Annotated in this window: 22 protein-coding genes; 13 read left to right on the top strand and 9 right to left on the bottom strand. The window is 45.0% G+C overall.

Annotated features, from left to right (window positions below; all coding sequences use genetic code 11):
* The first annotated feature begins 131 nt into the window (after positions 1-131).
* The 4 genes from rd to NDI35_RS09060 all read left to right on the top strand — a co-directional run bounded on the left by rd (position 132) and on the right by NDI35_RS09060 (position 3334).
* The gene (gene rd / locus NDI35_RS09075) at positions 132-290 is read left to right on the top strand and encodes a rubredoxin (RefSeq protein WP_333106888.1); all 159 of its coding nucleotides are present in this window, start codon (positions 132-134) and stop codon (positions 288-290) included.
* A 24-nt stretch (positions 291-314) separates the two neighbouring features.
* Positions 315-1586: a BaiN/RdsA family NAD(P)/FAD-dependent oxidoreductase gene (locus tag NDI35_RS09070; RefSeq protein ID WP_445312441.1), complete on the top strand. Its 1272-nt coding sequence runs from the start codon at positions 315-317 to the stop codon at positions 1584-1586.
* 173 nt (positions 1587-1759) lie between these two features.
* The gene (locus NDI35_RS09065; protein ID WP_445312440.1) at positions 1760-2431 is read left to right on the top strand and encodes a hypothetical protein; all 672 of its coding nucleotides are present in this window, start codon (positions 1760-1762) and stop codon (positions 2429-2431) included.
* 129 nt (positions 2432-2560) lie between these two features.
* A complete protein-coding gene (locus NDI35_RS09060; RefSeq protein ID WP_333262849.1) occupies positions 2561-3334 on the top strand; it encodes a class II aldolase/adducin family protein in 774 nt (257 codons plus the stop codon).
* Between the two features lie 111 nt (positions 3335-3445).
* Here NDI35_RS09060 and NDI35_RS09055 read toward each other — a convergent pair whose 3' ends face one another.
* The 4 genes from NDI35_RS09055 to NDI35_RS09040 form a co-directional block, all read right to left on the bottom strand.
* On the bottom strand, positions 3446-4348 hold the full coding sequence (locus tag NDI35_RS09055; RefSeq protein ID WP_445312439.1) for an Rpn family recombination-promoting nuclease/putative transposase: 903 nt from the start codon (positions 4346-4348) through the stop codon (positions 3446-3448).
* A 36-nt stretch (positions 4349-4384) separates the two neighbouring features.
* Entirely contained in the window at positions 4385-5131 is a 747-nt protein-coding gene (locus NDI35_RS09050; RefSeq protein ID WP_445312438.1) for a HEAT repeat domain-containing protein, read from the bottom strand.
* A 339-nt stretch (positions 5132-5470) separates the two neighbouring features.
* A complete protein-coding gene (locus tag NDI35_RS09045; protein ID WP_445312437.1) occupies positions 5471-6007 on the bottom strand; it encodes a GNAT family N-acetyltransferase in 537 nt (178 codons plus the stop codon).
* Between the two features lie 4 nt (positions 6008-6011).
* Positions 6012-6215, bottom strand: a complete 204-nt coding sequence (locus NDI35_RS09040) for a DUF8624 family small hydrophobic protein (protein WP_333169542.1) — start codon at positions 6213-6215, stop codon at positions 6012-6014.
* Between the two features lie 136 nt (positions 6216-6351).
* On the opposite strand from NDI35_RS09040, the gene NDI35_RS09035 reads away from it, so the two are divergent.
* Both NDI35_RS09035 and NDI35_RS09030 read left to right on the top strand, forming a co-directional pair.
* Positions 6352-7713, top strand: coding sequence for an alpha/beta hydrolase family protein (locus tag NDI35_RS09035; RefSeq protein WP_445312436.1), 1362 nt, complete (start codon positions 6352-6354; stop codon positions 7711-7713).
* Between the two features lie 214 nt (positions 7714-7927).
* On the top strand, positions 7928-9286 hold the full coding sequence (locus NDI35_RS09030) for a Tle-like phospholipase domain-containing protein (RefSeq protein WP_445312435.1): 1359 nt from the start codon (positions 7928-7930) through the stop codon (positions 9284-9286).
* 324 nt (positions 9287-9610) lie between these two features.
* Here NDI35_RS09030 and NDI35_RS09025 read toward each other — a convergent pair whose 3' ends face one another.
* The gene (locus tag NDI35_RS09025) at positions 9611-10975 is read right to left on the bottom strand and encodes an MFS transporter (protein ID WP_445312434.1); all 1365 of its coding nucleotides are present in this window, start codon (positions 10973-10975) and stop codon (positions 9611-9613) included.
* A gap of 185 nt (positions 10976-11160) precedes the next feature.
* The gene (locus NDI35_RS09020; RefSeq protein WP_445312433.1) at positions 11161-13173 is read right to left on the bottom strand and encodes an Eco57I restriction-modification methylase domain-containing protein; all 2013 of its coding nucleotides are present in this window, start codon (positions 13171-13173) and stop codon (positions 11161-11163) included.
* A 222-nt stretch (positions 13174-13395) separates the two neighbouring features.
* Here NDI35_RS09020 and NDI35_RS09015 point away from each other — a divergent pair, with 222 nt between their 5' ends.
* The 4 genes from NDI35_RS09015 to NDI35_RS09000 all read left to right on the top strand — a co-directional run bounded on the left by NDI35_RS09015 (position 13396) and on the right by NDI35_RS09000 (position 17389).
* Positions 13396-14763 (top strand): AAA family ATPase, encoded by a 1368-nt coding sequence (locus NDI35_RS09015; protein ID WP_445312432.1) that lies wholly within the window; start codon positions 13396-13398, stop codon positions 14761-14763.
* Positions 14756-15538 (top strand): ParB N-terminal domain-containing protein, encoded by a 783-nt coding sequence (locus tag NDI35_RS09010; RefSeq protein WP_445312431.1) that lies wholly within the window; start codon positions 14756-14758, stop codon positions 15536-15538. The genes NDI35_RS09015 and NDI35_RS09010 overlap by 8 nt, the downstream gene beginning before the upstream one ends.
* 28 nt (positions 15539-15566) lie before the next feature.
* Positions 15567-15692 (top strand): alpha-E domain-containing protein, encoded by a 126-nt coding sequence (locus NDI35_RS09005; RefSeq protein ID WP_445312483.1) that lies wholly within the window; start codon positions 15567-15569, stop codon positions 15690-15692.
* Between the two features lie 83 nt (positions 15693-15775).
* Positions 15776-17389, top strand: a complete 1614-nt coding sequence (locus NDI35_RS09000) for a family 10 glycosylhydrolase (RefSeq protein ID WP_445312430.1) — start codon at positions 15776-15778, stop codon at positions 17387-17389.
* Between the two features lie 228 nt (positions 17390-17617).
* Here the strand turns inward: NDI35_RS09000 and NDI35_RS08995 are convergent, their stop codons facing one another.
* The 3 genes from NDI35_RS08995 to dusB form a co-directional block, all read right to left on the bottom strand.
* On the bottom strand, positions 17618-18268 hold the full coding sequence (locus NDI35_RS08995; RefSeq protein WP_445312429.1) for an NAD(P)H-dependent oxidoreductase: 651 nt from the start codon (positions 18266-18268) through the stop codon (positions 17618-17620).
* A 160-nt stretch (positions 18269-18428) separates the two neighbouring features.
* Positions 18429-19349 (bottom strand): ornithine carbamoyltransferase, encoded by a 921-nt coding sequence (argF, locus tag NDI35_RS08990; protein WP_445312428.1) that lies wholly within the window; start codon positions 19347-19349, stop codon positions 18429-18431.
* Positions 19350-19448: 99 nt separating this feature from the next.
* Positions 19449-20459 (bottom strand): tRNA dihydrouridine synthase DusB, encoded by a 1011-nt coding sequence (gene dusB, locus NDI35_RS08985; protein ID WP_190739042.1) that lies wholly within the window; start codon positions 20457-20459, stop codon positions 19449-19451.
* A gap of 463 nt (positions 20460-20922) precedes the next feature.
* Between dusB and NDI35_RS08980 the strand changes: the two genes are divergently transcribed.
* From NDI35_RS08980 to NDI35_RS08970, 3 genes are all read left to right on the top strand, one after another.
* Positions 20923-22515, top strand: a complete 1593-nt coding sequence (locus NDI35_RS08980) for a glucose-6-phosphate isomerase (protein ID WP_445312427.1) — start codon at positions 20923-20925, stop codon at positions 22513-22515.
* A 72-nt stretch (positions 22516-22587) separates the two neighbouring features.
* Positions 22588-23322, top strand: a complete 735-nt coding sequence (locus tag NDI35_RS08975) for a response regulator transcription factor (RefSeq protein WP_445312426.1) — start codon at positions 22588-22590, stop codon at positions 23320-23322.
* Positions 23323-23384: 62 nt separating this feature from the next.
* Positions 23385-24785, top strand: coding sequence for an MptA/MptB family glycosyltransferase (locus NDI35_RS08970; RefSeq protein WP_445312425.1), 1401 nt, complete (start codon positions 23385-23387; stop codon positions 24783-24785).
* The last annotated feature ends 1 nt before the right edge of the window (position 24786 follow it).

Here is a 24786-nt window from a genome sequence, read left to right as displayed (position 1 = left end):
CCCTCCCCTTGGTAAGGGGAGGGTTGGGGTGGGGTAAAAAAATTACGACTAATTTAGGATTGCTATATTGCACTAGGTTGCGTTGTCAAGTACAATCTATAAGGCTTACAATAAAAAATTGAGTTAAGCAAATGCAAAAATACGTTTGTACAGTTTGCAATTACGTCTACGATCCAGAAGTAGGCGACCCCGACGGAGGCATAGATCCCGGTACTGCCTTTGAAGATATCCCTGACGATTGGGTTTGTCCCACTTGCGGGGCGGCAAAATCCGATTTTGAACCAGAATAAGCGAGAAAAAATTTGTCCGATCGAATGCTCAAAATTACAGTTATCGGCGGCGGTGCTGCTGGTTTTTTTAGTGCAATTACCTGTGCCAAAACCTACCCGCAGGCCCGCGTCACTTTACTAGAAGCTGGCCGGCAACTCCTGGCAAAAGTTCGCATCTCTGGCGGCGGGCGCTGCAACGTTACTCACGCTTGTTTTGACCCCGGTGTTTTAGTGCAGAATTACCCCAGAGGAGGGAAAGCTCTGCGCGGTGCTTTTACTCGATTTCAACCCCGCGATACTGTAGAATGGTTTGCCGGTCACGGTGTGAAGTTGAAAACAGAAGAAGACGGGCGAATGTTTCCGATTACAGACGATTCGGCGACAATTGTTAACTGTTTGATCCGGGCTGCTGAGGATGCAGGCGTAAAAATTCGCACCGGCGATGCAGTCGTTTCAGTAAAGAAATTAACGGGCAACACCGCAGAGGGCGAACAGGGGGACACCGCCCCTAGGTTTGAAATTGATTTGAAGTCGGGGGAGAGTTTGAAGTGCGATCGCCTGCTTCTCGCTACAGGTAGCAATCCATCGGGTTATAAGTGGGCAAAAGAGTTAGGTAATACTGTAGAACAGCCCGTTCCTTCTCTATTTACTTTTAATATTTCCGACAGCAGAATCAAAGATTTAGCCGGAATTTCTGTTCCTAATGCTAAGGTGAAATTGCCGGGAGCTAAATTAGAACAAAGCGGGCCTTTGCTAATTACTCACTGGGGTTTAAGCGGACCTGCTGTACTCAAACTTTCGGCTTGGGGTGCGAGATTTTTGCACGATCGCCATTATAAGACTTCTGTGCTGATTAATTGGCTTCCCCAGTACAATGCGGAAGTTTTGCGGCAGCAACTGCTAGCGGTTAAGTCGCAGTTGTCGCACCGATTGATTGTTTCTAGTTGTCCGTTTCCGGTGCCGCGCCGCCTCTGGGAACGCTTGACAAGTTCGATCGGCATTGATGAGCAAAAACGCTGGGCTGACTTATCTAACAAAATCCTCGATCGCCTCCTGCTAGAACTCGTTCAAGGCGAATATCAGATTGCAGGAAAAGGCGCATTTAAAGAAGAGTTCGTCACCTGCGGCGGTGTCAACCTCAAAGAAGTCGATTTTAAGACAATGGAAAGCCGCCGCTGTCCCGGACTTTTCTTTGCTGGCGAAATCTTGGATATCGACGGCGTGACGGGCGGTTTCAACTTCCAAAGTGCCTGGACTACAGCGTGGTTGGCCGGAAACGCGATCGGCAAACCATCCGATTTGAGATTTGAGATTTGAGATTTGAGATTGGGGAATATTTGCTGTGTAAAGGTTTAGGAGTTGCGATCGCGCGATCGGCTCGCCTATATTAAATTTTGTGTTATTTTTGAATTAAGGCGCACCAAATGTGTGTCCACTTCAGCTTGTAGACAAAATTCGCCGTTTGGCGGACTTAACATCGGGTGAGATACATGAAAAACTTGAATCTAAAAACCCTAAAGTTCGATCGCAACCTTGAGGGCCATCTTGACTCACCTTTCATCGAAAAAAATGGCTTGCTGGAATTCAACCCCAAATTTATCACTCCCGAATTTTTAACAGCCTGGACGTTTGAAACAGACCTGTACGACGAACCAGTTGCGATCGACCACTTTGTCCTCACATTCCCTAGCCGCACCCAACTCGAAAACTACGCCAAATCTTTTTACCCCTTCGGCGCCAAAACAGTTGAAGGCCCCGACTTGTTCCCGATTAACTTTTGTGGGGAAAACATTAATGTTCCCTCCGACTTGTGGCTGCATTTAATGACCTTATTAATGCCAGCGGGCGGCTTAGTAGTATTAGATGCGCCCCACGCACCGGGCGACCAAACAAATCGCTTCCAGCAAGAAAGAGGATTAGAAGCAGTTCACCACGTCGCGATTCGAGTTGAAAACGTGCAGAATGCTGCTAAGATATGGCAAAATAAAAACTTTAAACCGCTATCAGAGCATCCTCTAAACTCCGGCTCATTAACCCAGTGGTTTCTGCAAAACCCCGCCGGACAAATTCTCGAATTAATAGAACGTCGCCCCGGCAACAACGCCACCTTTGACTGCAAAAACATCGCAGGTTTGCGCCTTAGCGAAATCGCAGTTGAGTAGGGCAGGCAAGATGCAGGTCCCACAGTTCCCAATTCAAATTTCCCAATTCAAAATTTATCTCGTTCCCAGTCTCTGACTGGGAATGCCGATTCGGAGGCTCTGCCTCCTGTCTTTTCACTAATAAAATATATGGTTGCAATAAAAATCCCCAAAGTCACTTTTCAACCCCCAACATTCAACTCAATTGAAGAAGAACGCCGCCACCGCAAACAACGTTTAGCCGCCGCATTTCGATTATTTGCCCGCTTCGGATTCAGCGAAGGAATTGCCGGACACATTACCGTCCGCGACCCCGAACACCTCGACCATTTCTGGGTCAATTCTTTTGGAATGCACTTTAGTTTAATTCGAGTCAGCGACCTAATTTTAGTCAACCACAAAGGCGAAGTTGTTGAAGGAAATAAACCCGTCAACGAAGCAGCATTTGCAATTCATTCCCAAGTGCACAGCGCCCGCCCCGACGTAATCGCAGCAGCCCACGCTCATTCTCCCTACGGCAAAAGTTGGTCGAGTTTGGGCCGCCTGCTTGACCCGCTGACGCAAGATGCTTGTTCTTTTTATGAAGACCAAGCTTTATTTGACGATTACACCGGAGTGGTTTTGGAAATCGAAGAAGCTAAACGCATCGCCAAAACTTTAGGTGAGAAAAAAGCCATTATCTTACAAAATCACGGACTGTTAACAGTAGGTCAAACAGTAGATGAAGCAGCTTGGTGGTTTATTGCAATGGAACGTTCTTGTCAAGCGCAGTTAATGGCCGAAGCAGCAGGAAAACCCATTCTCATCAAGCCGGAATGTGCGCGTTTGACACAGCAGCAAGTAGGGTCTCACCGCATGGGATGGTTTAGCTTTCAACCGCTTTATGACATGATTGTGCGCCGGGAACCCGACCTATTAGATTAGGAACTAGGCGGTTGAAACCACTATTACACAAACACCGTCCGCCTGCGGCGAATAAAGAATGAAGAGGGTATTAAAGCCGGATTTAGTATCAGAAGTGAAAAATTTATAAATTCATGCTGACACGGATTCCAGCCAAGCTATCAAATCCTCTTGACTGGTAAAATCTAACAAGATTTCTCCTAAATCATCTAATTGTTCGAGAGATAACTGCTGGATGCGAGTTTGGATTTCCGGCGAAATTTCACCAGTGCGCCGCGCGATTTGACGCAATATTAATGCTGTTTCCCCCTCAATTATGCCTTCTTGGCGGCTTTTAATAATAGCACCGCGCTGGTCTTCAAAAAACATTTCCCGCTTTTCCAACTCCTCTAATTCCTTAAGGGTTAAATTAGTTCTGCTGGCGATGGAAAAAGCTGTTTGAATTTCGGGAATTGATGCAAATTTTTCAGGAATTTCATCGAAGAGGGGAGCATTTTTTATAAAATAAATCCAGCTTTGAATTATGTTTTCGACTTGTTCCAGTTCTTTGTTGAACTTGGGGAGCTCGACAAAGACTAATTCGATTTCTCTGTTATAATACTCGAAGTTTTCTTCGAGTTCTTTAAAGACAAAATGAGTGAGAAATTTTTCTGTATTTTCAAATAGAGTAAAATCAGTAATTGTTAAAGCAATGAGAGGATTTAATTTCGAGTAGCCTTCCCTGGGTCTGAGTTGAGTTGCGTAGGTTTTGGCGGCATTGTACACTACCCGTTTAGTAAAAGCTTCTACATTTATTACCTGCATTTCGATAATCACAGTTTTGTTGCCTGTAATTTTGGCTTTAACATCTAGGTAAGTGTCTTTTAATCCAGTAACGCTCGGCGCGGCGTAAGGGTCAATAATTTCTAAGTCTTCAATGGTTGGCTGTGCGTCATAGAGCATAGCATTGAGGAAGCTAATCAAAATGTCTTTGCTCTGGGGCGAACCAAAGATTTTTTTGAAACCAAAATCTGTTTTAGCACTGATGAAAGGCATAATTAGTAATGGTAATGGGTAATGAGGGCGCTTAAATCACATAAGTCCTTCCATTTCTAAATCTTCAATTATCTGCAATCCGCGCGGGTCGCCGACTCGCAAAAGTGAAGATTTAGCATCTTCCCGCACGCCCATATCTTCATCTTCTTCTAAAGCTTCAATCAAACCGTCGATCGCCCCAGCGTACACTATATTATTTGGCAATTCGCGAGCCAGTTGCCCGATCGCCCAAGCGGAATTACTTCGCACAGCAGACACAGCATCTCCCCGCAGCGCTTCAATCAACGGCGGAATCGCCGCAATCACCACATAGTAACCAACTTTTGCCATTTGACCCAGAGAACTCGCCGCCCACAAACGCACCGCCGAAATATCAGTTTTCAGAGCATCAATTAAAGATGGCAAAGCGCGCTGATCCCTGCAATTTCCCAAGGCCCAAACTACCCCTTTGCGAACGTAACCGTTCCAATCGCGGTTGAGCTGAAGAATCAGGGGTTCCACAGCATCGGGACTCGGATTTCGCCCCAAACCATAAGCCGCGCTTACCCGCACCAAGGGGCAACCGTCTCTCAACAAATTAATTAAATGCGAAATTGCTCGATCGTCCTGCAGTTCGCAAAAAGCCCGCGCCGCAATCATCCGGTGCTGAGGTTCCGGGGATTCCAGCAAAGGCAGCATTTCCTCGGGATCTGGCAGCGGGGGTTCGGATTCGTCAAATTGATCCAAAGGGCTTTCCAGTTCCGTATCACTATCAAGGGCGTTGGAGTAGTCGTTATTGTTCATAAAAAAACTTTACCGTACAGAGGATGCTCCTAAGCAACTCACTCAGCAGTCAGCAGCCAGCAGTCAATAATTGTAGGGTGCGCGCGCAGTACCTTACTACTGAGATATTGCACCATTGTCAGCAACAGGCTTTCCGGCCTGTTCCACAATAAAATTTATCTTTTGTGGGACAGGCCGGAAAGCCTGTTCATAAAAGGCTAATTGAGAATGGTGCAACATATGAGTTACTACAAAGGAATATCTCTGCTGTTACTTAAGTTTGTAGTTGAGGAATTCAGTCCTCATTATTTGGATGAATCAGGACTTTAGCCCTGATTCCAAACCAGTAGAATTTATATTTCAAAGGGATTTGAGCATCCAGACGGAATGGCTCTGATAGCCTAATTTTTGATACAGATTCATAGCAGGCTGATTGCTCAGAAAAACTTGCAAACCAATTTGCCCGTCGCCCCTTTCCCGCGCCCAGTTTTCAGCATGAATAACTAAAGCTGCACCGATCCCCAGACGGCGGTGTTCCGGTGCTACGTACACCAAAAAAATGTGAGCGTGGCGGGTTCCTGTGCTTTGGTCGATCGCATTTCCCAACCACAAACATCCGACAACCGATGTCAGATTTTGGGCTTGAGATTGGGGATTGAGATGCTGCGAGGGAAGCATTGGCAAAATTTCTGCCTCTTCTTGGCTGTTTTTCTGGCACTCTACCCACCAAACCGGCGTCTGGTTAGAAAAATACTGCTCGACAGTTTGAGCCAAATGTCCCAATTCCCGATCGGGGTAAAGCTCTCGATATGTCCGGTGCATAAACTTTACCAGTTTTGCCCGATCGAGTCCCGATCCCGATCGCAGCCAGTAACCCGGTATTAGTTGAGCAGACATCAGCTCAGCGGACACGGAGAGCCGCATCATTTAGCCCCAAGAAAATTGGATTGACTACTGCCGCTTGCTTTTGGGGGATCGCTTCCTCAATCGGTGCCGGAGCAGCCATGTCACCAGGCAAAAAGATGCGAGCACTGACTGCTACCAGAGCCGCGAAAAATACTAATACCGCTATCAATGGAGCAATGTATTGACGAATGATACCCATAACCGCAAAAACTTAATTCTTGAGTTGATATTATCAAGTGTACCATACAAATCTTGTCAGCTATAATTGCTACCATTGGACAATTAGCTCAACAAGAGAGCGATCGCAAATACCAACAAACAGAAAATATAATATTATGAGTGCCTCGCCTGCTGTTTATGAAGCTCTGGCTAAATCAATTGTTTTTTTGAATCAAAAGCCGAGCGCGCAAAATGAAGTTTCGAGTTTCCTAGATACTAATGGCTACTATATTGATCGCATATTCGACGACCCCGAAACAAACTTTTATGCGATCGGGTTCGGTTCATCCAATCCCGAAAATCCGCCCGCCCTCGTATTTAAAGGTACAGACTTCATCGACGGCGACGCTATTTTTTCCGACTCGCGGGACATTGGTTTACCGGAATTTGAAAAGAACAAAGATAATATCAAAAATTGGCTCACAGAAATCGGTCAAAATACTGGTAAAAACCCCAACCAATTATTGCCCGATGTCATCGGACACAGTTGGGGCGGAGCAGTCGCTCAAATTGTAGCAACCGAATACACATCTCTGACCGGCGATATCTTTACTTTCAACTCTCCGGGAGTGTCAGCGAGTACATTCACCAGTTTTCGGAGAAATCTCAGCAGGGCAGGCAACAAAAATGTCACTCACTACATTGTCAGCGGAGATGTAGTCAGCTTGTTTGGGGAAGCATTTATCCCAGGTAAAGTATTTATCCAAAGTTTTACAGATCCGAGTATTAATCCGTTAACTGTTTTGGCAAAACATCGAACTGAAAATTTGTTAACTACTCCGCCCGTGGATTTTTTGCAGAGGCAAATTTCCGTAGAACAATTAAACAGTCCCGAATTTACTTATAACAACGACTCAGATTTTAACGAGTTTATCGCTGCGATGAATTTCGCCCTGCCCAATGTGTCAGTCGCGATCAGAACCAGAGGCGGTGCAGAGAGTTTGAGAACAACACCAGAATTTTCTTTTGTGCAGTTAATCAGACAAATGCAGTACGGTTTAGCTCCCTTGCAACCGAATTATTTATCAGGCGACGCTCGGAACAATACTGCTACCGGCGGTCCTGGAGAGGATACAGTTATCGGCAACGGCGGTAACGATACTCTCAGAGGCAATCGAGGTAATGACAGCATCATCGGTGGTGATGGCGACGATTTCTTGTACGGCGGCAGAGATAACGATTATTTGGAGGGTGGCGACGGAAATGATTTGGTTTCCGGCGAGTTTGGCAACGATTTTTTAATTGGTGGTGCGGGGCGCGATCGCTTTGTATTGGAATCCGGCGGCGGAGCAGATGTGATTTTAGATTTTCAAGATAGTGAAGATTTAATTACACTGTCGAGGGGTCTAACTTTTCCTCAAGTTATAGTAACCCAAGGTGTTGACGGAGCTTTAATTACTATCCCGATTACTGGGGAAATTCTTGCTACTCTCAGAGGCGTAGTTGCCAGCGATATTACGCGGGTAGATTTTGTATAGCTTTAGGGTGCTCAAAATTTGTATTTTTGGTGGCGCAAAACCTGCATGGGTTTTGTAGCGAGAGTGTTTTTTGTATTAAAAAATTTCTATCAATTTGCCCCTAAAAAGCCCATAAAAATGACCAATTAATATGGTCAATAAACGAAGTTTATAGTAAACTTAGTTAAGTAGCTTAAAAACTAATTCCCCCTCAAACGACAGGAAATAAAAAAATATGCCCTCCTCCCCCGCCGCTTACGAAACTATAGCCAAGCAAATTGCTTACATAGATGACAATCCCGAGTTTCAAACTTTAGTTCAAACAGGCTTGAGTGCTGCTGGCTATCAAATCGATCGCACCTTTGACGATCCCGGAACTGGATTTCACGCGATCGGCTTAATTTCCACCACCTCAGACAAACCGCCCGTTTTAGTATTTCGCGGCACCGACTCGCCCGTAGATGATCTTGCTAACGGAGACCCGCGCGGCACCGGTTTCAACCAATTTGAAGCCAACAAACAAGCATTAGGAAATTGGCTGACCCAAATCAGTCAAGATACAACCAAAAACCCCAGCCGCTTGCCACCAGACCTTCTGGGACACAGCTTGGGCGGCGCCATAACGCAACTAGCCGCCACTGAATTCACATCTGCGATCGGAGATGTTGTCACCTTCAATTCTCCCGGAGTTGCTCAAAGTACAGTCAATTCATTTAAGCAGAAAGTCGGTGCCGGAAAAAATGTAACTCACTACGTAGTTGAGGGCGATTTTGTTAGTTTGGGAGGAGAAGCTTTTCTCCCCGGAAAAGTAGTTCTTCAAACATTTACTAACCCGGTTATCAACCCGCTACTTGTCTTGGACAAGCACACGCAAAGCGGTTTGTTAACTTCTCCACCTCCCGGCTTGACTCAGAAAGAAATCTCTGTAGACGAGTTGAGCCGCCCTGATTTCACTTTCACAGATTCCGATTATTTAGAGCTGTTAGCTGGCTTAGACTTTGCACTGCCCGACTTGGCAACCTCGCTGGAATCGCGCAGCAGTTTAGAGCAATTAAGAACCACTCCGGGAGCCTCATTTTTAGCAAACGTTGCAGCAATGCAAACTGCTCTAGATCCATCCCAAATTAATAATTTAGTCGGCGACGATACCAACAATACAGCATCAGGTTTTGGAGGGAACGATATTATCACTGGCAATGGGGGAAACGACACTCTCAGCGGCAACAAAGGCAACGATATTATCAGCGGTGGCAACGGCAACGACCTGCTATTAGGCGGCAAAGGGGATGACAATTTGAGCGGTGGAGAAGGAGACGATACACTCATTGGCGCAATGGGTGCGGATCTCTTAATTGGTGGCGCTGGACGCGACGTATTCGTGTTAGGAGCAGGTGCCGGTACAGATACGCTTGTAGACTTTCAAAAGGGTCAAGATTTAATCGGTTTGAGCGGAGGTTTGACCTTCAACCAAGTGAGAGTTACTCCAGGCGATTTTATAACGACGATTGAACTGGCCCGTAATGGCGAAGTTCTTGCCAGTATTCCTGGCATTCCAAGTAGTCCGCTAACAGCTAGCGATTTTATTGCGATTTAGTTGGCGGCTGGCAATACAGATATTCGGTAGGGACACAACATTGTTGTGTCCTTATTTTATGAACGCAAGCGCACATAATTTATACTCCAATACGCTTGGGATAAGAATAATCTGATTTCCTTTCACAAGTCGGGAACTCTCATAAATACGTGAAATGAAATTTGTCTGAAAGCGCTAACCCAAGCGTATTGATTTATACTCATTCCATGATTACAAACATCAATATTCCTCTAGGGAGGGGTTGACCGAAATCTCCAAAAGTAGTGCAGACATTGGTAAACCCGACCCGCCCGAATATTATAGTTATAGCGATCGCACTTGATATTAATCGAAATCGTCCAGTCCAGGTCTGGGCATGGATGCTAATTTTTTCTCATCTTCTAGGGGCAGAAAGAAAATCGTCAGCATACCGGGAATCACAGCCAGCGCGCTCATCAAAAAATAATTTTGATAGCCGAGATTCGCCTGCAAGTAGCCGCTAAAAACGCCCGGAATCAGCACTCCTGCAGCCATAAAAGCAGTTGTAATTGCATAGTGAGATGCTTCGTATTCAGGGCGGACAGTCCGCATCAAGAACACTGTATAGGCAGCTACGCCAAGTCCGTAAGTAAATTGCTCGATCGAGTTTACAGCATAAGCCCATTCAATACCCGGTTGATTGATTGCCAACAGCCAATACAGCACGTTAGTTGAATTTTGCAGAATTGCCGTCGGCCACATCCATTTTTTCAATCCTTGTTTTGCAATTAAATAGCCGCCCAGTAAACCTCCAATTAACAGAAACATTACCCCGATCGTACCCGATAACAGACCCATGTCCGATGTAGAAACTGCTAATCCTCCTTTCTCCACTTTATCCATTAAAAATGGCGGAGCCATTTTAAACGTCAAGGCATCGCCTAACCTAAAAATCAAGACATAAGTCACAATCCAACCAATTTTATCTTGCTGAAAATAAGTTTTAAATGCTTCGATAAAGCTTGTTGTTTGTTGGGGTGCGTCGGCTTCCAGAGCGTAATTTCGAGGATAGGGAAGATACCACCGCTGAAAGAGATATATCAGCACAAACATAATCGCACAAATACCAAAGGCTGTCGCCCATCCGTAGTTAAGCGCAGACACGCTAAAATCCGAACCGAAAAGTGACAGCGGAATGTTTTGATATGTTTTGGTGTCGCCTGTATTTCCGGTGACTAAATGCTGTTCTGCCAGTTTCCCCGCTAAGAACACCAATACACCGCTACCGGCAATGACAGCACCTCTATACGCCGTGTTGCGAACCCCGACAAACAAGGCTTGTTGGTCTTTATTGAGAGTGTTTAGATAAAATCCGTCAATGGCGATGTCGTGAGTAGCTGACACAAAGGCGATCGCCGTAAAGATCACAAGCGATATAATAATCGGTGCCGGCGTTAATACGCCAAAAGCTAGGAAAGCAAACAGAAAAGCACAAATGATTTCGGTTGCTAAAATCCATTTGCGTTTGGTGGAATACAAATCAACAACTGGTCCCCACAAACCTTTTAAAACCCAAGGAAAAGACAAAAGACTTGTCAATCCGATGGTCTCGTTGTCGGTTCCCATACCTTTCAAAAAAATCACCGACATTAAATTAACGACGGTGTAAGGGAGACCTTGAGCGAAATACAATACTGATACCCACAATCCAGCGTTTTGCTTTTTTTCCATTGCAAAGATATTTTGGCGAGTTACTTATCTAATTTACTGAGTGCGATCGACAATTCCGGTCAATTAAACCGCTTGCATCACAGTATATGTCATTCCGATGCCAGCGGCAGCCATATAAACAGTGTATTTTAGCATCATTCTGACTCACAATTATTTTCATTTTTGGAATAAGCCTGCAAAAAATTTTATCCGTTAAAAGAAACGAGGTAAGCGCGAACATTCTTGTCCCAGTCAGAAGTCTCATAAGTTCGCAGCAGTTCCAAAGCACTTTCTCCTATCTGATATGCAGTTTTTGGACTATTCACCGGAGGTTCGGCACTGTCAGGATTAACAACAATTAAACCTGCATCTAGAAACTGATGTACCGTCTGGCGGCGCACAGTTTCCCGCGTATTTGGCGCATACTTTTTACCGTACTCCTGCTCCATAAATTCCATAATTGGTGTGATTCCCCGAAGTGGAGATTTTGCCCATTCCCAAGCATCCTTTGGCTTGAGGTCAAGCAAAGCCAGAAGGGTTAAGGCGGAACGTTCGTTAAGCTGACCTTTTGGAAAACCCAGCGCTGCAAGTATTTCTAGAGATTCATCAATACGGTTCTTGATTGTCATCGGACTATTCTCTAACGGATTTGTCGCCTTCAGTAGTTGTCTCTCGACAAGTCGATCGAGCTCCCGCTGTGTAGGAAATATTTCTCCTATTTGAGCGCCAAGTAAAAGTAATTGCTCTACATTAGGATACTTCAAAGTGCGTAAATCCGTAGCATTAACTTGAGTGTGTCCGTTGAACAGTCGAAAAAACGCATCTACCAAACTCGAATTTAGATAAACGGTCAATCCCCGCGCCAGGGTGAGGTCTAATCCGCGTCCCTGTTGGTGAAAGTAATTCAAATGGTTCTCAAAACCTACGCTAGAACTATTAATTTTATTGGCATCCCAGACAACTGCAACAATTCGCTTTTTCTCTTCCTTTGACGAGAAGCGCTTGCTCAAAACATAATGTTCGTTAGGTACGAGGAGTGCAGCAGTTTTTTCCGTGACATCTAAAGCTTGATGCTTTCTCGTGGCTGTGGGATATTCAACACCGCCAGCCGAGAAGTGGGCCGGATAAATCAGCGGAACTGTACCGTTCTCCGGTTTTAGCCGCAAGTCAGAGCGAACACGAAAATCTACAACCTTTCCGGTAGAAACTGTTAAGCCTAATTCCTCTAGGGTGCAAGTAAATTGAGCTATTTGCTCGACTACTTTCTGGCTGACAGAATCCGGTAGAATCCGAATAAATTGCTCGGAATCTTTGGGATTAATTAGGGCGGTGTAGGGCAGTTGGTGAGACAAAACCATGTCGTCGTCCACGCTGCTGCTTGAGGTTATTAGTACAGTATTTGGCTGTTCTATTTGTTTGGTGGCGCGCACAATAATAGTTTCTTGCAGCACCGCATCATCGCGAAATGGCAACTGTCGGGATTCAAAGATGTGTACTTGGCGTAAAGCCATCATTTGAAGGAATACTTTGCGGAAATCTCGAAAGTATAAACCGTTGCAAAAGCTGCGGGGAGTAATCGACACTAATTCACCGTTTGGTTTGAGCAGGTGAGCGGCAGCCACTGTGAAGCCAGCGTAGAGATTGCTGGTTTCTAGTCCTATAGAACGCAGCAAGGTTCTGGCTTGGGATTTAGCGTCTATTTTGGCATAGGGAGGATTGATAATTGCATGGGTAAATTCCCGTTTTACTGGCTGTGTAAATAGATTGGGCTGCAACATATCGGCGCTGTCTTGAATAAAATCAATTTCGCGAACCTCACAGGTAAAAGATATCCCAAAATGCTGACATTCAATACTGCACAATTCTAAGGTTTGCTTGAGGTATTCAATCAAAATAAGGTCAATTTCATAAGCTGTAACGTGCAGGCTGTGCGGTTTGTTTTGGCGCTGGCAAAGTTCGCAAACAACGGCTGCTAACAGGGAACCGATACCAGCCCCGGCATCTAAAAGCGATATATCGGGACAGTTAAATTCAAACATTCCCGCCATCAAACTTGCGACTGAGGAAGGTGTTAAAAATTGTCCTTTTTCTCCTCTCTGGCTTTGCTGCAACTTTCGGGTTGCTTCTTGGCGCCAGCCATCTACTCGATCGAGCAAATTGCTTGCAGTTGAGTAGCTGTTACCCGGAAGGGCTAGCGTTTGAAATTGCGGTACTATCATTTGTTCAAAAAGTGCGTTAGCGAAGCCCTCGAAGAGGATCGCCAGTTCAGTGTATTTTCGCCCAAAATTGCACCGATGTGCAAAAATGTCAAGCGCACTATAAAATATATAACTTTTCCAAAAGTATGTTGACTGTTCATATAGCTAGATCGGGAGCTAGCTAACGATGACACAAACTCAAACCAAGCGTTATGATTTTACTTAAGTATCTAGGTCTAAATCATGACAACTATCAACTGGAATGAAGTTTTAGATAGTATTTCAGAGAATGCAGAAGAGCCAGAAGTCGAAGATCGATTTGTCAAACGCCTTCTAAATGCACTTGGCTTCACATCTGATGAGTGGGTACAACAGTTTAAAACAGGGAAGGGTCCTGCGGATTTTGCTGCTCGCAAGAATCACGATGAGGATAAATTTTCAGTTGCTAAGATTAACCCATACTTAATCATTGAAGTTAAAGGGAGAGTATCAGGAAAGGTAATCCTTAACTTAGCAGAAGGTACTCCCACGTACAAAAAAGCTAAAGAACAGATAACAGGTTATCTTCTTGCTCCTAAGTGCCAAACATCTCAATGGGGTATTATCACTAACTCAACAGATATCCAGCTATTCCGTAAACATGGTAAAATCGTATTGCCTGCTACTAACTGCATGAGGATAACCAAAGATAATATTATTAAAATTATTACTAAAATTAAGAACTTGCTGGAAAACCCACCCAAAGCTTTAACAATTTGCATCTATAATGATAAGGGAGGCGTGGGAAAAACTACAACGACAATCAACTTGGCTGCGATTCTTCGACAACAGCATAAAAAAGTGCTTGTTGTTGACTTCGATCCCCAACAAGGAGATTTAACAGATTCATTAGGCTTACAGGAGGGAAAAGTCAAATTATCTGATTGCCTGCTTCCTGGATCATTGAATGTTAAAGAAACTATTCAACCATTTAATCTGAAGAATAAAGCAGGTCAATTAGTTAAGATGTTTGATGTAATCCCATCTGATTCAGGGTTATCGAAGTTCATGAGTTATGAGTATGAAGCACAAATTGAGAAAGGTTCAGAACAACTGCGAGATTTACTTAATATTTTTGTTGGTAATTATGATTACATATTAATTGATGCGCCTACAAATTGGACTTTTTTTAGTAAAAGCTCTGTAAGAGCTTCCGATGTAATCCTCATGCCAACAGAACACAATAACTTTTCATCTTTAAAAAATGCTGCTAAAGTGATTAAAGAATTCTTACCTGAAGTTAAGAAGCTGAGGGAGGACGGTGGCCCTATTGCGCTGCCTATCTTTTTCAATAAATACAAAGAAACAGAGGCTTCCAAGAAAAAATTAAGTGTAGAAATCAAAGCAATTCTTACAGTTAAAAAAGGTAACAATTCTTTTCTAGATCCTAATTTGTTACCCTATTATTGGCCTAAATCTACAAAAACGGTGATTGATCCAACTATATTCACTGTTCCCGAATATGAAGTTGTTTCAAGTGCAGCTTTTTCTCGAACACCCGCGGTTTTTCAACACAAGAAGGCTGCTGAATATTACTTAAAATTAGCGAAGGAGTATTTTTTGTATGAGTAATTCTGAGAACATCGGTAAGTTAATGCACTTGAAGTTATCTAAAATTGAGTCAGCAGAACCCTGCTCTGAGTCAGAGTTTATCATTGCCGGAGCCGCCGAAGCCGTCTTGCAAGCAGGTAATCGCAATTGGATTCCGATTATCGTTAAAGAAACAGGCGACTATCAGTATCAAGTTGTGAGCAATCACTTTGTCTATGCTGTTGCTCAACAAGCCAAATTAGATTTAGTATGGTGTATTGTCATTGACCCAAAACCATCAAATATTGAACAAGCGAAGATTCTAGCGCGAGAAGCAAATCCCAAAGTCAATCTGAGTACAGCCTCAAAAGATACTATTATAGCTGTACTTAAATACTTAGTTAAAGAGCATAATTGGAAGAATGTAAAACCCGTTGAAACGGCAAATAAAATTGTAGATTCTAACCGTGAGCAATGGTCAGATTTCACCCCCCTGACTAAGTTACAATGTGGTTTGACTAAGGCGAGATTAGATTTTATTGCTAAAGTATTTTCTATATCACCGCCACCGCCGCCGCCTCCTCCTCCTCAAGCAGTCAGCGTGAAACGTGCATCAAAAGATGAAATTTTTGACCGTCTCAACTATTTATCAACCAATAAAATAGGAGGCTTTGAAACTATCGATCCTGAAAAAACAGCCGATGCTATCTTCACCGCGAATAAAGGCAAGTGGAAAACCCTCAGTCCAATTTCCAAACTTGAATGCGGCATTGATACAGCCAAAATGAAAATCATTAAAACCGTATTTAGCCTGTAAAACTATGTTAAGTGGTGTAGCGGATTAAATTTACTGGCTCAACCGCTATATTGAAAGATCGGAAAATATCGCCGATTTTGCCGAGGTCAATTTTAATCTCATTCTCCACTCTCCCAGCGGTATTACTCAACTATTTACCGATCTGCCCACTTAATGTACCATTGTGCGAAAATGTCAAGCGGACGCTCAAACCAAAAGTCCGTAAAGGACTGTTAAACGCTCTCTCACACATTTCTGATGCGAAATACCAAAACATTCTTTTTGTCAAGCTTGTTCCTGATTGGCTTAACAATTAGTTTTCTGCTGACTCCTGGTTGGTTCTCCAACTTCCCATCCCGCGCTAGCGCAACTATGCCCCCGCAAACCCAAACCGCCGAATTTCGCGCCTTCTGGGTGGACGCTTTCAACCCCGGCTTCAAAACCCCTCAAGAAGTCACAAAATTGATCGCAGACGCGCAGCGGGCAAATGCCAACGCGATCGTCGCCCAAGTCCGCCGCCGTGGCGATGCTTTTTACACCAGTGCGATCGAACCCCGCACCCTCGATCCCAACGTTCCCCCCGGTTTCGATCCCCTGCAAGATTTGATTGACAAAGCCCACGCCGCAGGCATTGAAGTACACGCTTGGATGGTGACGCTGCCGGTGGTTTCGGGAACCAAACTTCCCGCCGGTCACGTTTGGCAACAACACGGGCCTTCTGCCCCCGGCAGCGACAATTGGGCAATGCTGACTTACGGTGGGGAAGCCCAAGGCTATCTCGATCCCGGCCATCCAGACGCCGTAGATTATACTGTTTCCGTCTATTTGGACTTGCTGAAGCGCTACGATGTGGACGGCGTACAGTTGGATTATGTGCGCTACGGCGGGCCGACTTGGGGCTACAATCCGACTGCGATCGCCCGTTTCAATCAGCAAACAGGTCGATCGGGCAAACCCGCACCCACAGATCCCGCGTGGATGCAGTGGCGGCGCGAACAGGTGACAAATTTAGTGCGGAAGCTTTATGTAGAAAGCCTTGCGATTAAACCGCGTGTTAAAATTACTGCCGCCACGATCGCCTGGGGAGATGGCCCGCAAAACGAGGCAGGATGGTATCAAACGCAGCCTTACAAAGAAGTATTGCAAGATTGGCGCGCTTGGCTGGAAGAAGGGATCGTAGACATGGCGATGCCGATGACTTACCAGCGCGAGTACAAACGATCGCAAAAACTCGCTTACGACAACTGGATCGAGTACGCCAAAGACCACCAGTACAACCGCCAAATTGCGATCGGCCCCGGCAATTACCTCAACTACATCGAAGACACTCTAGGTCAGATTCGTCGCGCCGAACAGCCGTCTGCGAAAGGGAATCACGTCGCAGGTACGGTGCTTTATTCCTACGCTAGCAGCAACGTGTACACGAATGTGGAACTGCGATCGGGCGGCAGTGGAGATTTGCCCCGCCAGCCTTGGAAATACGTTCCCCAAAGCAACGATTTGTTTTACACCGCGCTTTCTGTGCCGAGTCAATACGTTGATGCTGCGACGGGCAAAACCTATGAAACTCAGCCTGTGTGGGCGACAGCAGCAGCCGTTCCCGATATGCCTTGGAAGTCGCGGCCGACTACAGGTGCGATCGCCGGAAATTTGCAGCAATGCGATCGAACTTGCGACGGTGCGAGGTTGACATTGCAGTCGATCGATGCTTCTGGCGTGGTGCGTCAACTGCGCGCCGATGGTAAAGGATGGTTTGGGGCGATCGAGCTTTCTCCGGGAACTTATCAGTTGAAAGTTGACGGTAGTCAAATTCAACAAACTGTTAATGTTGTCGCAGGTGAAGTCACAAAAGTGAATTTCGGAGCCTCTTAATATCTTTTTAGGGTGCGCCGAGGTGCGCTATTGCGATCGACTTACAGCGTATCCCGGCTTTATAGAACCCATTTAGGATCTTTTTGTTGTCTCACAAGCCTTTGAGGTATATAGGTTTTATCTGGCTTGATGCCTGTTAGCTTAAAGTCCTGACGCTGGTATTAAATCCTCTGGTAAAACGATCCCCTCAAAACCATATACTTGGCTCAAGAAGATACCAAATGGGTTCTATAAAGTTTCTAAGATTTCTGACTTAGGGAATCTTACTTTTGCGAGTGAAGCATACTTATCTGCTTCAGAGCGATAGCCAGCCGCACAAGCTACGACGGTAGTAAAGCCTTTTGCAGAAAGACCCAACACGCGATCGTAATTGACAGGTTCAATTCCTTCCATTGGACAGGTGTCAACACCAAGCAATGCAGCACTGGTCATAAAGTTGCCCAGTGCAATATAAGTTTGGCGCGTTGACCAGTCATTGATATTAAAACTGCGGCCACCATCAACCAAGTCACTGATGATTAGACTCCGATATCCTGCCATTGCCTCTACAGTCCCGCCCCGCAGCTCGACAGTGCGAGCCATAAAGCGATCGACATCCTCGGCAGTGAGATTCTTTTTAATCGCGAACACGACATAATGAGAGCAATCAGTAACCTGTGACTGATTCCAGGAGAGGGGCTTGAGCTGTTCTTTAAGTTCCGAGCTGGTGATAATCAGAAATTTCCAAGGTTGAAGCCCATAAGAAGATGGTGTTAACACTAACGCATCTTCTAAAGCTGTCCAGATTTCTGGAGCAATTGTTTTGGCTGGATCGAACTGTTTGGTGGCATATCGCCATTTGAGATTTTCGAGTAAGTCTGTCGGAGTGATGTGATTCATTTCTTTTACTTAAGAGATTGCAATTAATAATGGTTGAAACGGATAATTACAGGCTGGTTGCAAATAATCCTGGTTCAAATGAAATGATAACGGAAGCGGTCTGCAAAAAGTAGCGATCAGGTCGATTCGATCCCCCGACCGACTAATTTTTAGCTAATTCCTAATCGCTTTCCAGAATGCTTGCGAGCAAAGCTTGCTGAGCGTGCATCCGATTTTCTGCCTGATCCCAAACGCGCGATTGACTGCCTTCAATCACTGCATCGGTAATCTCTTCATCCCGGTGTGCGGGCAAACAGTGCAATACAATTGCATTCTTATCTGCTAACTTCAGCAATTGTTCATTTACCTGATATGGCTCAAACAAAGGAATCCTAATTTTTGCTTCCTCTTCCTGTCCCATACTCGCCCAAACATCAGTATAAATCACTTGAGCATTCTTCACAGCAGCTTCTGCGTCCGCCGTCACAGTAACTTCTGTTTTTCCATTAGCGATATTCTTAGCTTTTTCCACTATCTCCGCATTCGGCTGGAAATCTTGAGGGCAAGCAATTCTTACATTCATTCCCGTCATTGCACAGCCCAACATCAGCGAATTAGCCATATTATTGCCATCGCCACAATAAGTCAAAGTCACCCCTTCCAACTTGCCAAAACACTCTTTTACTGTCATTAAATCCGCCAGCACTTGACATGGGTGTTCGTCATCTGTCAGCGCATTAATCACAGGAATTTTCGCATAATTAGCAAAAGTTGCTAAATCCTTTTGCTCGAACGTCCGAATCGCCAAAATGTCTAAATATCTGTCTAAAACCCTTGCTGTATCTACCAAAGGTTCGCCGCGGCTGACTTGTGTAACGTTGGGATTGAGGTCAATGACTTGCCCTCCCAATTTATACATTGCCACCGTAAAACTTACCCGCGTTCGCGTTGAAGCTTTAGAAAATAACAAGCCGAGAACTTTATTGCGTTTCAGCTTGACCATTCCCGATTTTAAACTGGCTGCTAGATCCAGTAAATAATTTAATTCGTCAATGCTTAAATCTGCCAGACTTAATAAATCTCGCCCTTTTAAGGAATCCATGCTTTCCCCCACACACAAATTTTTAACTGTGTCTTAAATCTTAGCCCGCAGAGGTGAATTTTGTTTCTGTAATCCCTAGTTGGCCTCTGCGGGTAAGGTTTATGCGGGCAATTGCTCGATCGCGCGATCGATCGAATCGCAACCTTGTTCAACCGTTTCTACCACAGCCAACACGCCCCGCAATTCCCCAGCACCGGGGAAACCCTTAGCATACCAGGTTAAGTGCTTGCGCGCTTGGGAGACACCGCTTTCACCTTTATATTCCCACAAAGCCCGCAAATGTTCCTTAGCACATTCGAGCCGTTCAATTGGTGTCGGAGCTATCTTTTCTTCACCAGTTTTCAAGAAATAATCAACTTCTCCCACCAAAAAAGGATAGCCCAAAGTTCCCCGCGAACACATCACTCCATCTGCGCCGGTTTCTTCCAGACATCGCATCGCTGCTTCCACTGAAAAAATATCCCCGTTAGCAATAACTGGAATCGATAAAACTTCTTTCACTCGGCGAATCCACTCCCATTTTGCCGGGCCGGTGTAACCTTGCGATCGAGTGCGGCCGTGCACGGTAATCATTTTTGCTCCCGCATCTTCCATCCGTTTCGCAAATTCCAAAATATTAATTTCTTTGTCCGTCCAACCGATCCTAGTTTTAACCGTGACAGGAACATCTACTGCTTCCACAACAGCCCGCACAATTGCCTCGGCCGTTTCCGGATCTCGCAGCAGGGAAGAACCGCCGCCGTTTTTAGTAATTTTGTTAACCGGACAGCCCATATTAATATCAACTGTATCCGCTCCTTCTGCCACTGCTTTCTGCGCCGCTTCTGCCAAGAAATCCGGCCGGCAGTCAAACAATTGAATGCTAATGGGACGCTCGTTCGGGTCAACTTCCATAATTCTCGGCAGTTGCTTCACGTAGTGCAAACCCGTAGCGTTCACCATTTCCGTGTACATCATCGAATCCGGTGCGTAGCGGCGCACCAGGCGGCGAAATACCAAATCGGTAACGCCGGATAAGGGCGATTGCAGGACGCGGCTTTTAACTTCAAAATCGCCGATTTTGAGCGGAGTTGCTAACCTTTCTTTTAATTCGGGAGATAGAGCAAGCATAGTCGATCGCACTTTTATTCTAATATCTGTATATTATACTACACTTCCGATACTTGACAGTTGTTAATTATATTTTTAGCCGATTATTGAGTGGAAGCTAAAAGTATATTTAACCTGACCGCAATGCCTATTTTACACATCCCGATCGCGCGAATTTGAATATTGTCAAATCATGGCCCAAACGCCAACCCCGACCACAGTTAAATCTCTGTGTCGCTTCGATCTATCTATGGGGTGTGACCATTAATGAGGGATCTACCTACTAAGAGTGTTGCCCAAGTCATATTTTTATTGTTTAATTCTGCCGAATGCTCTGCCTGCCTTCAGCTCCGGCTGCCTTCAGACGATTAATGCTTAAATTTATTGGGATTCTGCAAATGCCGTACATCAGATCGTTTTAAACTACAATTGGTGGATTCCTGACGACGCCGATCGAACATTAAAAAAATTGTAGAGAATTCCTATGGACGCCGCAGCACTCTGGCAACGCTATCAAGACTGGCTTTACTATCACGAGGGATTGGGACTTTACCTCGATATCAGCCGCATGGGATTCGACGACGCTTTCGCAGCAGCACTGAAGCCCAAATTTGACAAAGCTTTCAAAGACATGGCAGCTTTAGAAGCAGGTGCGATCGCCAATCCCGATGAAAACCGCATGGTAGGCCACTACTGGCTGCGAAACCCCGATTTAGCTCCCACTCCAGAATTAAAACAAGAAATAGTCGAAGGGATAGCACAAATCGAAGCATTTGTCAAAAAAGTTCAAAACCGCGATATTAAACCGCCCTTTGCTCCGCAATTTACCGACATAATTTCGATCGGCATCGGCGGTTCCGCCCTAGGCCCCCAATTTGTCGCCGAAGCTTTATCCCCAGACATTCCGCCCCTAGCAATACATTTTATCGACAACACAGATCCGGCTGGGATCGATCGCATCCTTAACAAAATCAAAGACAAACTCGCCAGCACCCTAGTAATTACTATCTCCAAATCCGGCGGCACCCCCGAACCCCGCAACGGCATGATCGAAGTTCAAAAAGCCTTCGCCGCTCAAAAACTAGACTTCGCCAAACAGGCAGTTGCCATCACTGGAACAGACAGCAAACTAGACAAATTAGCCAAATCCGAAGGCTGGATTGGCAGCTTCCCGATGGCCGACTGGGTGGGAGGACGCACTTCGGAACTCTCAGCAGTAGGACTTTTGCCAGCAGCTTTGCAAGGCATCGACATTCGGGCGATGCTCGACGGCGCTAAAGTCATGGACGAAGCTACCAGAATTCCCGACATTAAAAACAATCCCGCCGCCCTTTTAGCCATGAGTTGGTATTTTGCCTGCAACGGACGCGGCGAAAAAGACATGGTAGTTTTGCCGTATAAAGATTCACTGCTATTGTTCAGCCGCTACTTGCAGCAATTAGTCATGGAATCTATAGGCAAACAGGAAGATTTAGACGGCAACACGGTTCATCAAGGAATCGCAGTTTACGGCAACAAAGGCAGCACCGACCAACACGCCTACGTCCAGCAACTGCGAGACGGGGTGCCCAATTTCTTCCTAACATTTATCGAAGTGTTGCAAGACAGGCAAGGTATTTCCCCAGAAGTAGAAACCGGTGTCACTTCGGGAGATTATTTGTCTGGTTTGTTGCAGGGAACTCGACAAGCTTTGTACGAAAATCACCGAGATTCCATTACTGTCACAATTCCCCAAGTCAACCCTCGGACAGTAGGAGCATTAATCGCCCTCTACGAGAGAGCCGTAGGTTTTTACGGTTCCTTGGTGAATGTCAATGCCTATCACCAGCCAGGGGTTGAAGCAGGCAAAAAAGCAGCCGCTGCTGTATTGGACTTGCAGCAACGGGTACTGCAAGTGCTCAAAGACGCTGAAAAACCTCTGTCTGTCTCAGAAATAGCCAAACAAGCAGGAAAGCCAGAGCAAATCGAGACAATTTACAAAACTCTGCGGCATTTGGCGGCCAACGGGCGCGGCGTAGCTTTGGAGGGAAAATTAGGCCAGCCAGCTACTTTAACAGCAAGTTATAAACAGAATTAAACAGTAGAATTAAAAATTAAAAGTGAAATTAGTCACTTTTAATTTTTAAGGTTTAATTTTTAAATTCCCCTCATGCCCTTGACGATTCTGGTTGCTGACGACGATTTCGCGACTCGCTTGTCGATTATCGATTATCTGGAAATTACCGGATACTCTGTAATCCCTGCTGAGAATGGCAAAGAAGCTTTAGGCTTGGTAGAGGAATTTCAGCCCCACTTGATTGTTACCGACATTACAATGCCCGAAATGGATGGCTACGAATTTGTGCGGCGAGTTCGGACTCGTCCCGCTTTCCGCTTGCTGCCGGTGATTTTTTTGACGGAACGCACGAGCACACAGGAACGGATTCGCGGCTATCAGATGGGGTGCGACAATTATCTGGCTAAACCTTTTGAACTCCAGGAATTGGGGGCGGTTATTCGCTCTTTACTCGATCGCTACGCTCTCATCGCTCAGGCCCCCTCTCGTTCCCCGGAACCCGAACCAATGCCAACAGAAGCACGCAGCAGAGCCAATGACAAGCCAGAAGCAGATTTTTTAACTCAAAAGTCAAACACAGGCGATTCCCTACGGGATAGCTCCGCTTCACGGGCATCTCCCAGCCAAAATGCTCCGACTTTGACTCAGCGAGAGCGACAAGTGCTAGATTTGCTGACAGAAGGTCTTTCTAATATTCAAATAGGCTCCACACTCCACCTCAGTCCTCGAACGATCGAAAAGCACGTCAGCAGCTTGTTCAGAAAAACTGAAAGCAACAACCGTGCAGAACTCGTTCGCTTTGCCATGGAACACCATTTAGTCAGATAACCGCCAACGCTCTGGGCAAGAAAATTACCTGCACTTAGTTACCCCACTGAATAAATAACATCATGGTCAACAATTATTTAAAAAATCAGAAAATTCTATATGCAGCAGCATTAGCAGCTTCCATAATTTTCTGTATGGCCATGACCTTCATGGGAATCACCAAGTATTACAGCGTTTTACAGGGTGGAGACAACTATAACGATTTCCCTACCAGCGGTTTCAGCCTCATCCGAGTTCTAATTAACGGTTCCTACTTGATAGCAACAGTTACATATATTATATGGATAATTAAAAAAAAACAGACAAGTTCCAGCTTTCTAGACATTTGCAAGTATGCAATCCCCTTTCTGGGACTTGCGCTCATAGCTTATCCCCAAAGCAGTGACATTTATATGTACTTGCATTACGGAGCGATGAGCTTACATAAAATTAATCCTTATCTGAATAATCCGGATACCTTAATTTCTAACATATCTCCCTTCCTCCACTGGGGGCAAACTTCTACCTACGGCCCCGTTTCTTTATTCTTTTTTGTCCTATCAGCACTTGCTGTACCAATTAGTCCTTTACTAGCCGTTTATATTTTTAAAATAATCTGCGTGTTGGTACACGCGCTCAATGGCTACTTAATTTGGCGGTTGCTAACAAATTCTGAAAACCGTAACCTCATAACAATGGCATATTTAGTCAATCCCATGCTATTGAACGAGCAAATAGCTAATGCTCACCTTGACGTTCTTCTTGCCAATACATTGATTGTTTTAATAGGATGTATTTATTACCAACGTTATGTTTTGGCAATTTTAGCAATTTGGGTGGGTTTTCTAGTAAAAACATTACCTATAATTTGGTTCCCCTTAGTTTTTGCTTTCCTCTGCAAGCAGCGTCGGTGGAGAGATTTAGCCGCATCAGTCTTGCTTTCTTTATTAATTATCGCGGTGATAACTTATACATTTATGCCAACAGTTTCAGCTTGGAGAAGTCTTTTAAATCCAGGAACCGGCGCGGCGACCGCTCGATCTTTTCATCATGCGATCAATTTATTTCTGAATTTTTTGCCAAATGTAAGTGTTGAAACTAGGGAAAGTATTTTATCATTCCTCAAATATTTTGCGTATTTAAGCTGGATTGTTTACTATGCAGGGACGTTAATTAAATCATTATTCCGCAAAAAAGATTCGGAAATTAATTTGGTATCAGATATTGGATGGACGACTCTGACTTTGTTTTTGTTTGCTACACCTTGGCTCATGCCTTGGTATCCATCTATTTTGCTGCCAATTGCTGCTTTGAGTATCAATTCTCCACATTTTGTATTGACAAGTTTAACTTTTTCTTTGTCACCCAGTATCATTTTGGGAGCGGGTTCGGGAACAACTGTGATCTCCCTAGTTACGAGTTTTGTTAGCGTTGTCCCCCCTACAGCACTGCTAATATTCGGGCGGAAAAAGGCACTTTTTTAAT

The organism is Microcoleus vaginatus FACHB-2002 (assembly GCF_040004035.1).
Taxonomy (GTDB): domain Bacteria; phylum Cyanobacteriota; class Cyanobacteriia; order Cyanobacteriales; family Microcoleaceae; genus Microcoleus; species Microcoleus vaginatus_C.
Note: the sequence above shows the minus strand (reverse complement) of the source record. Positions and strands in the feature narration are given on the sequence as shown.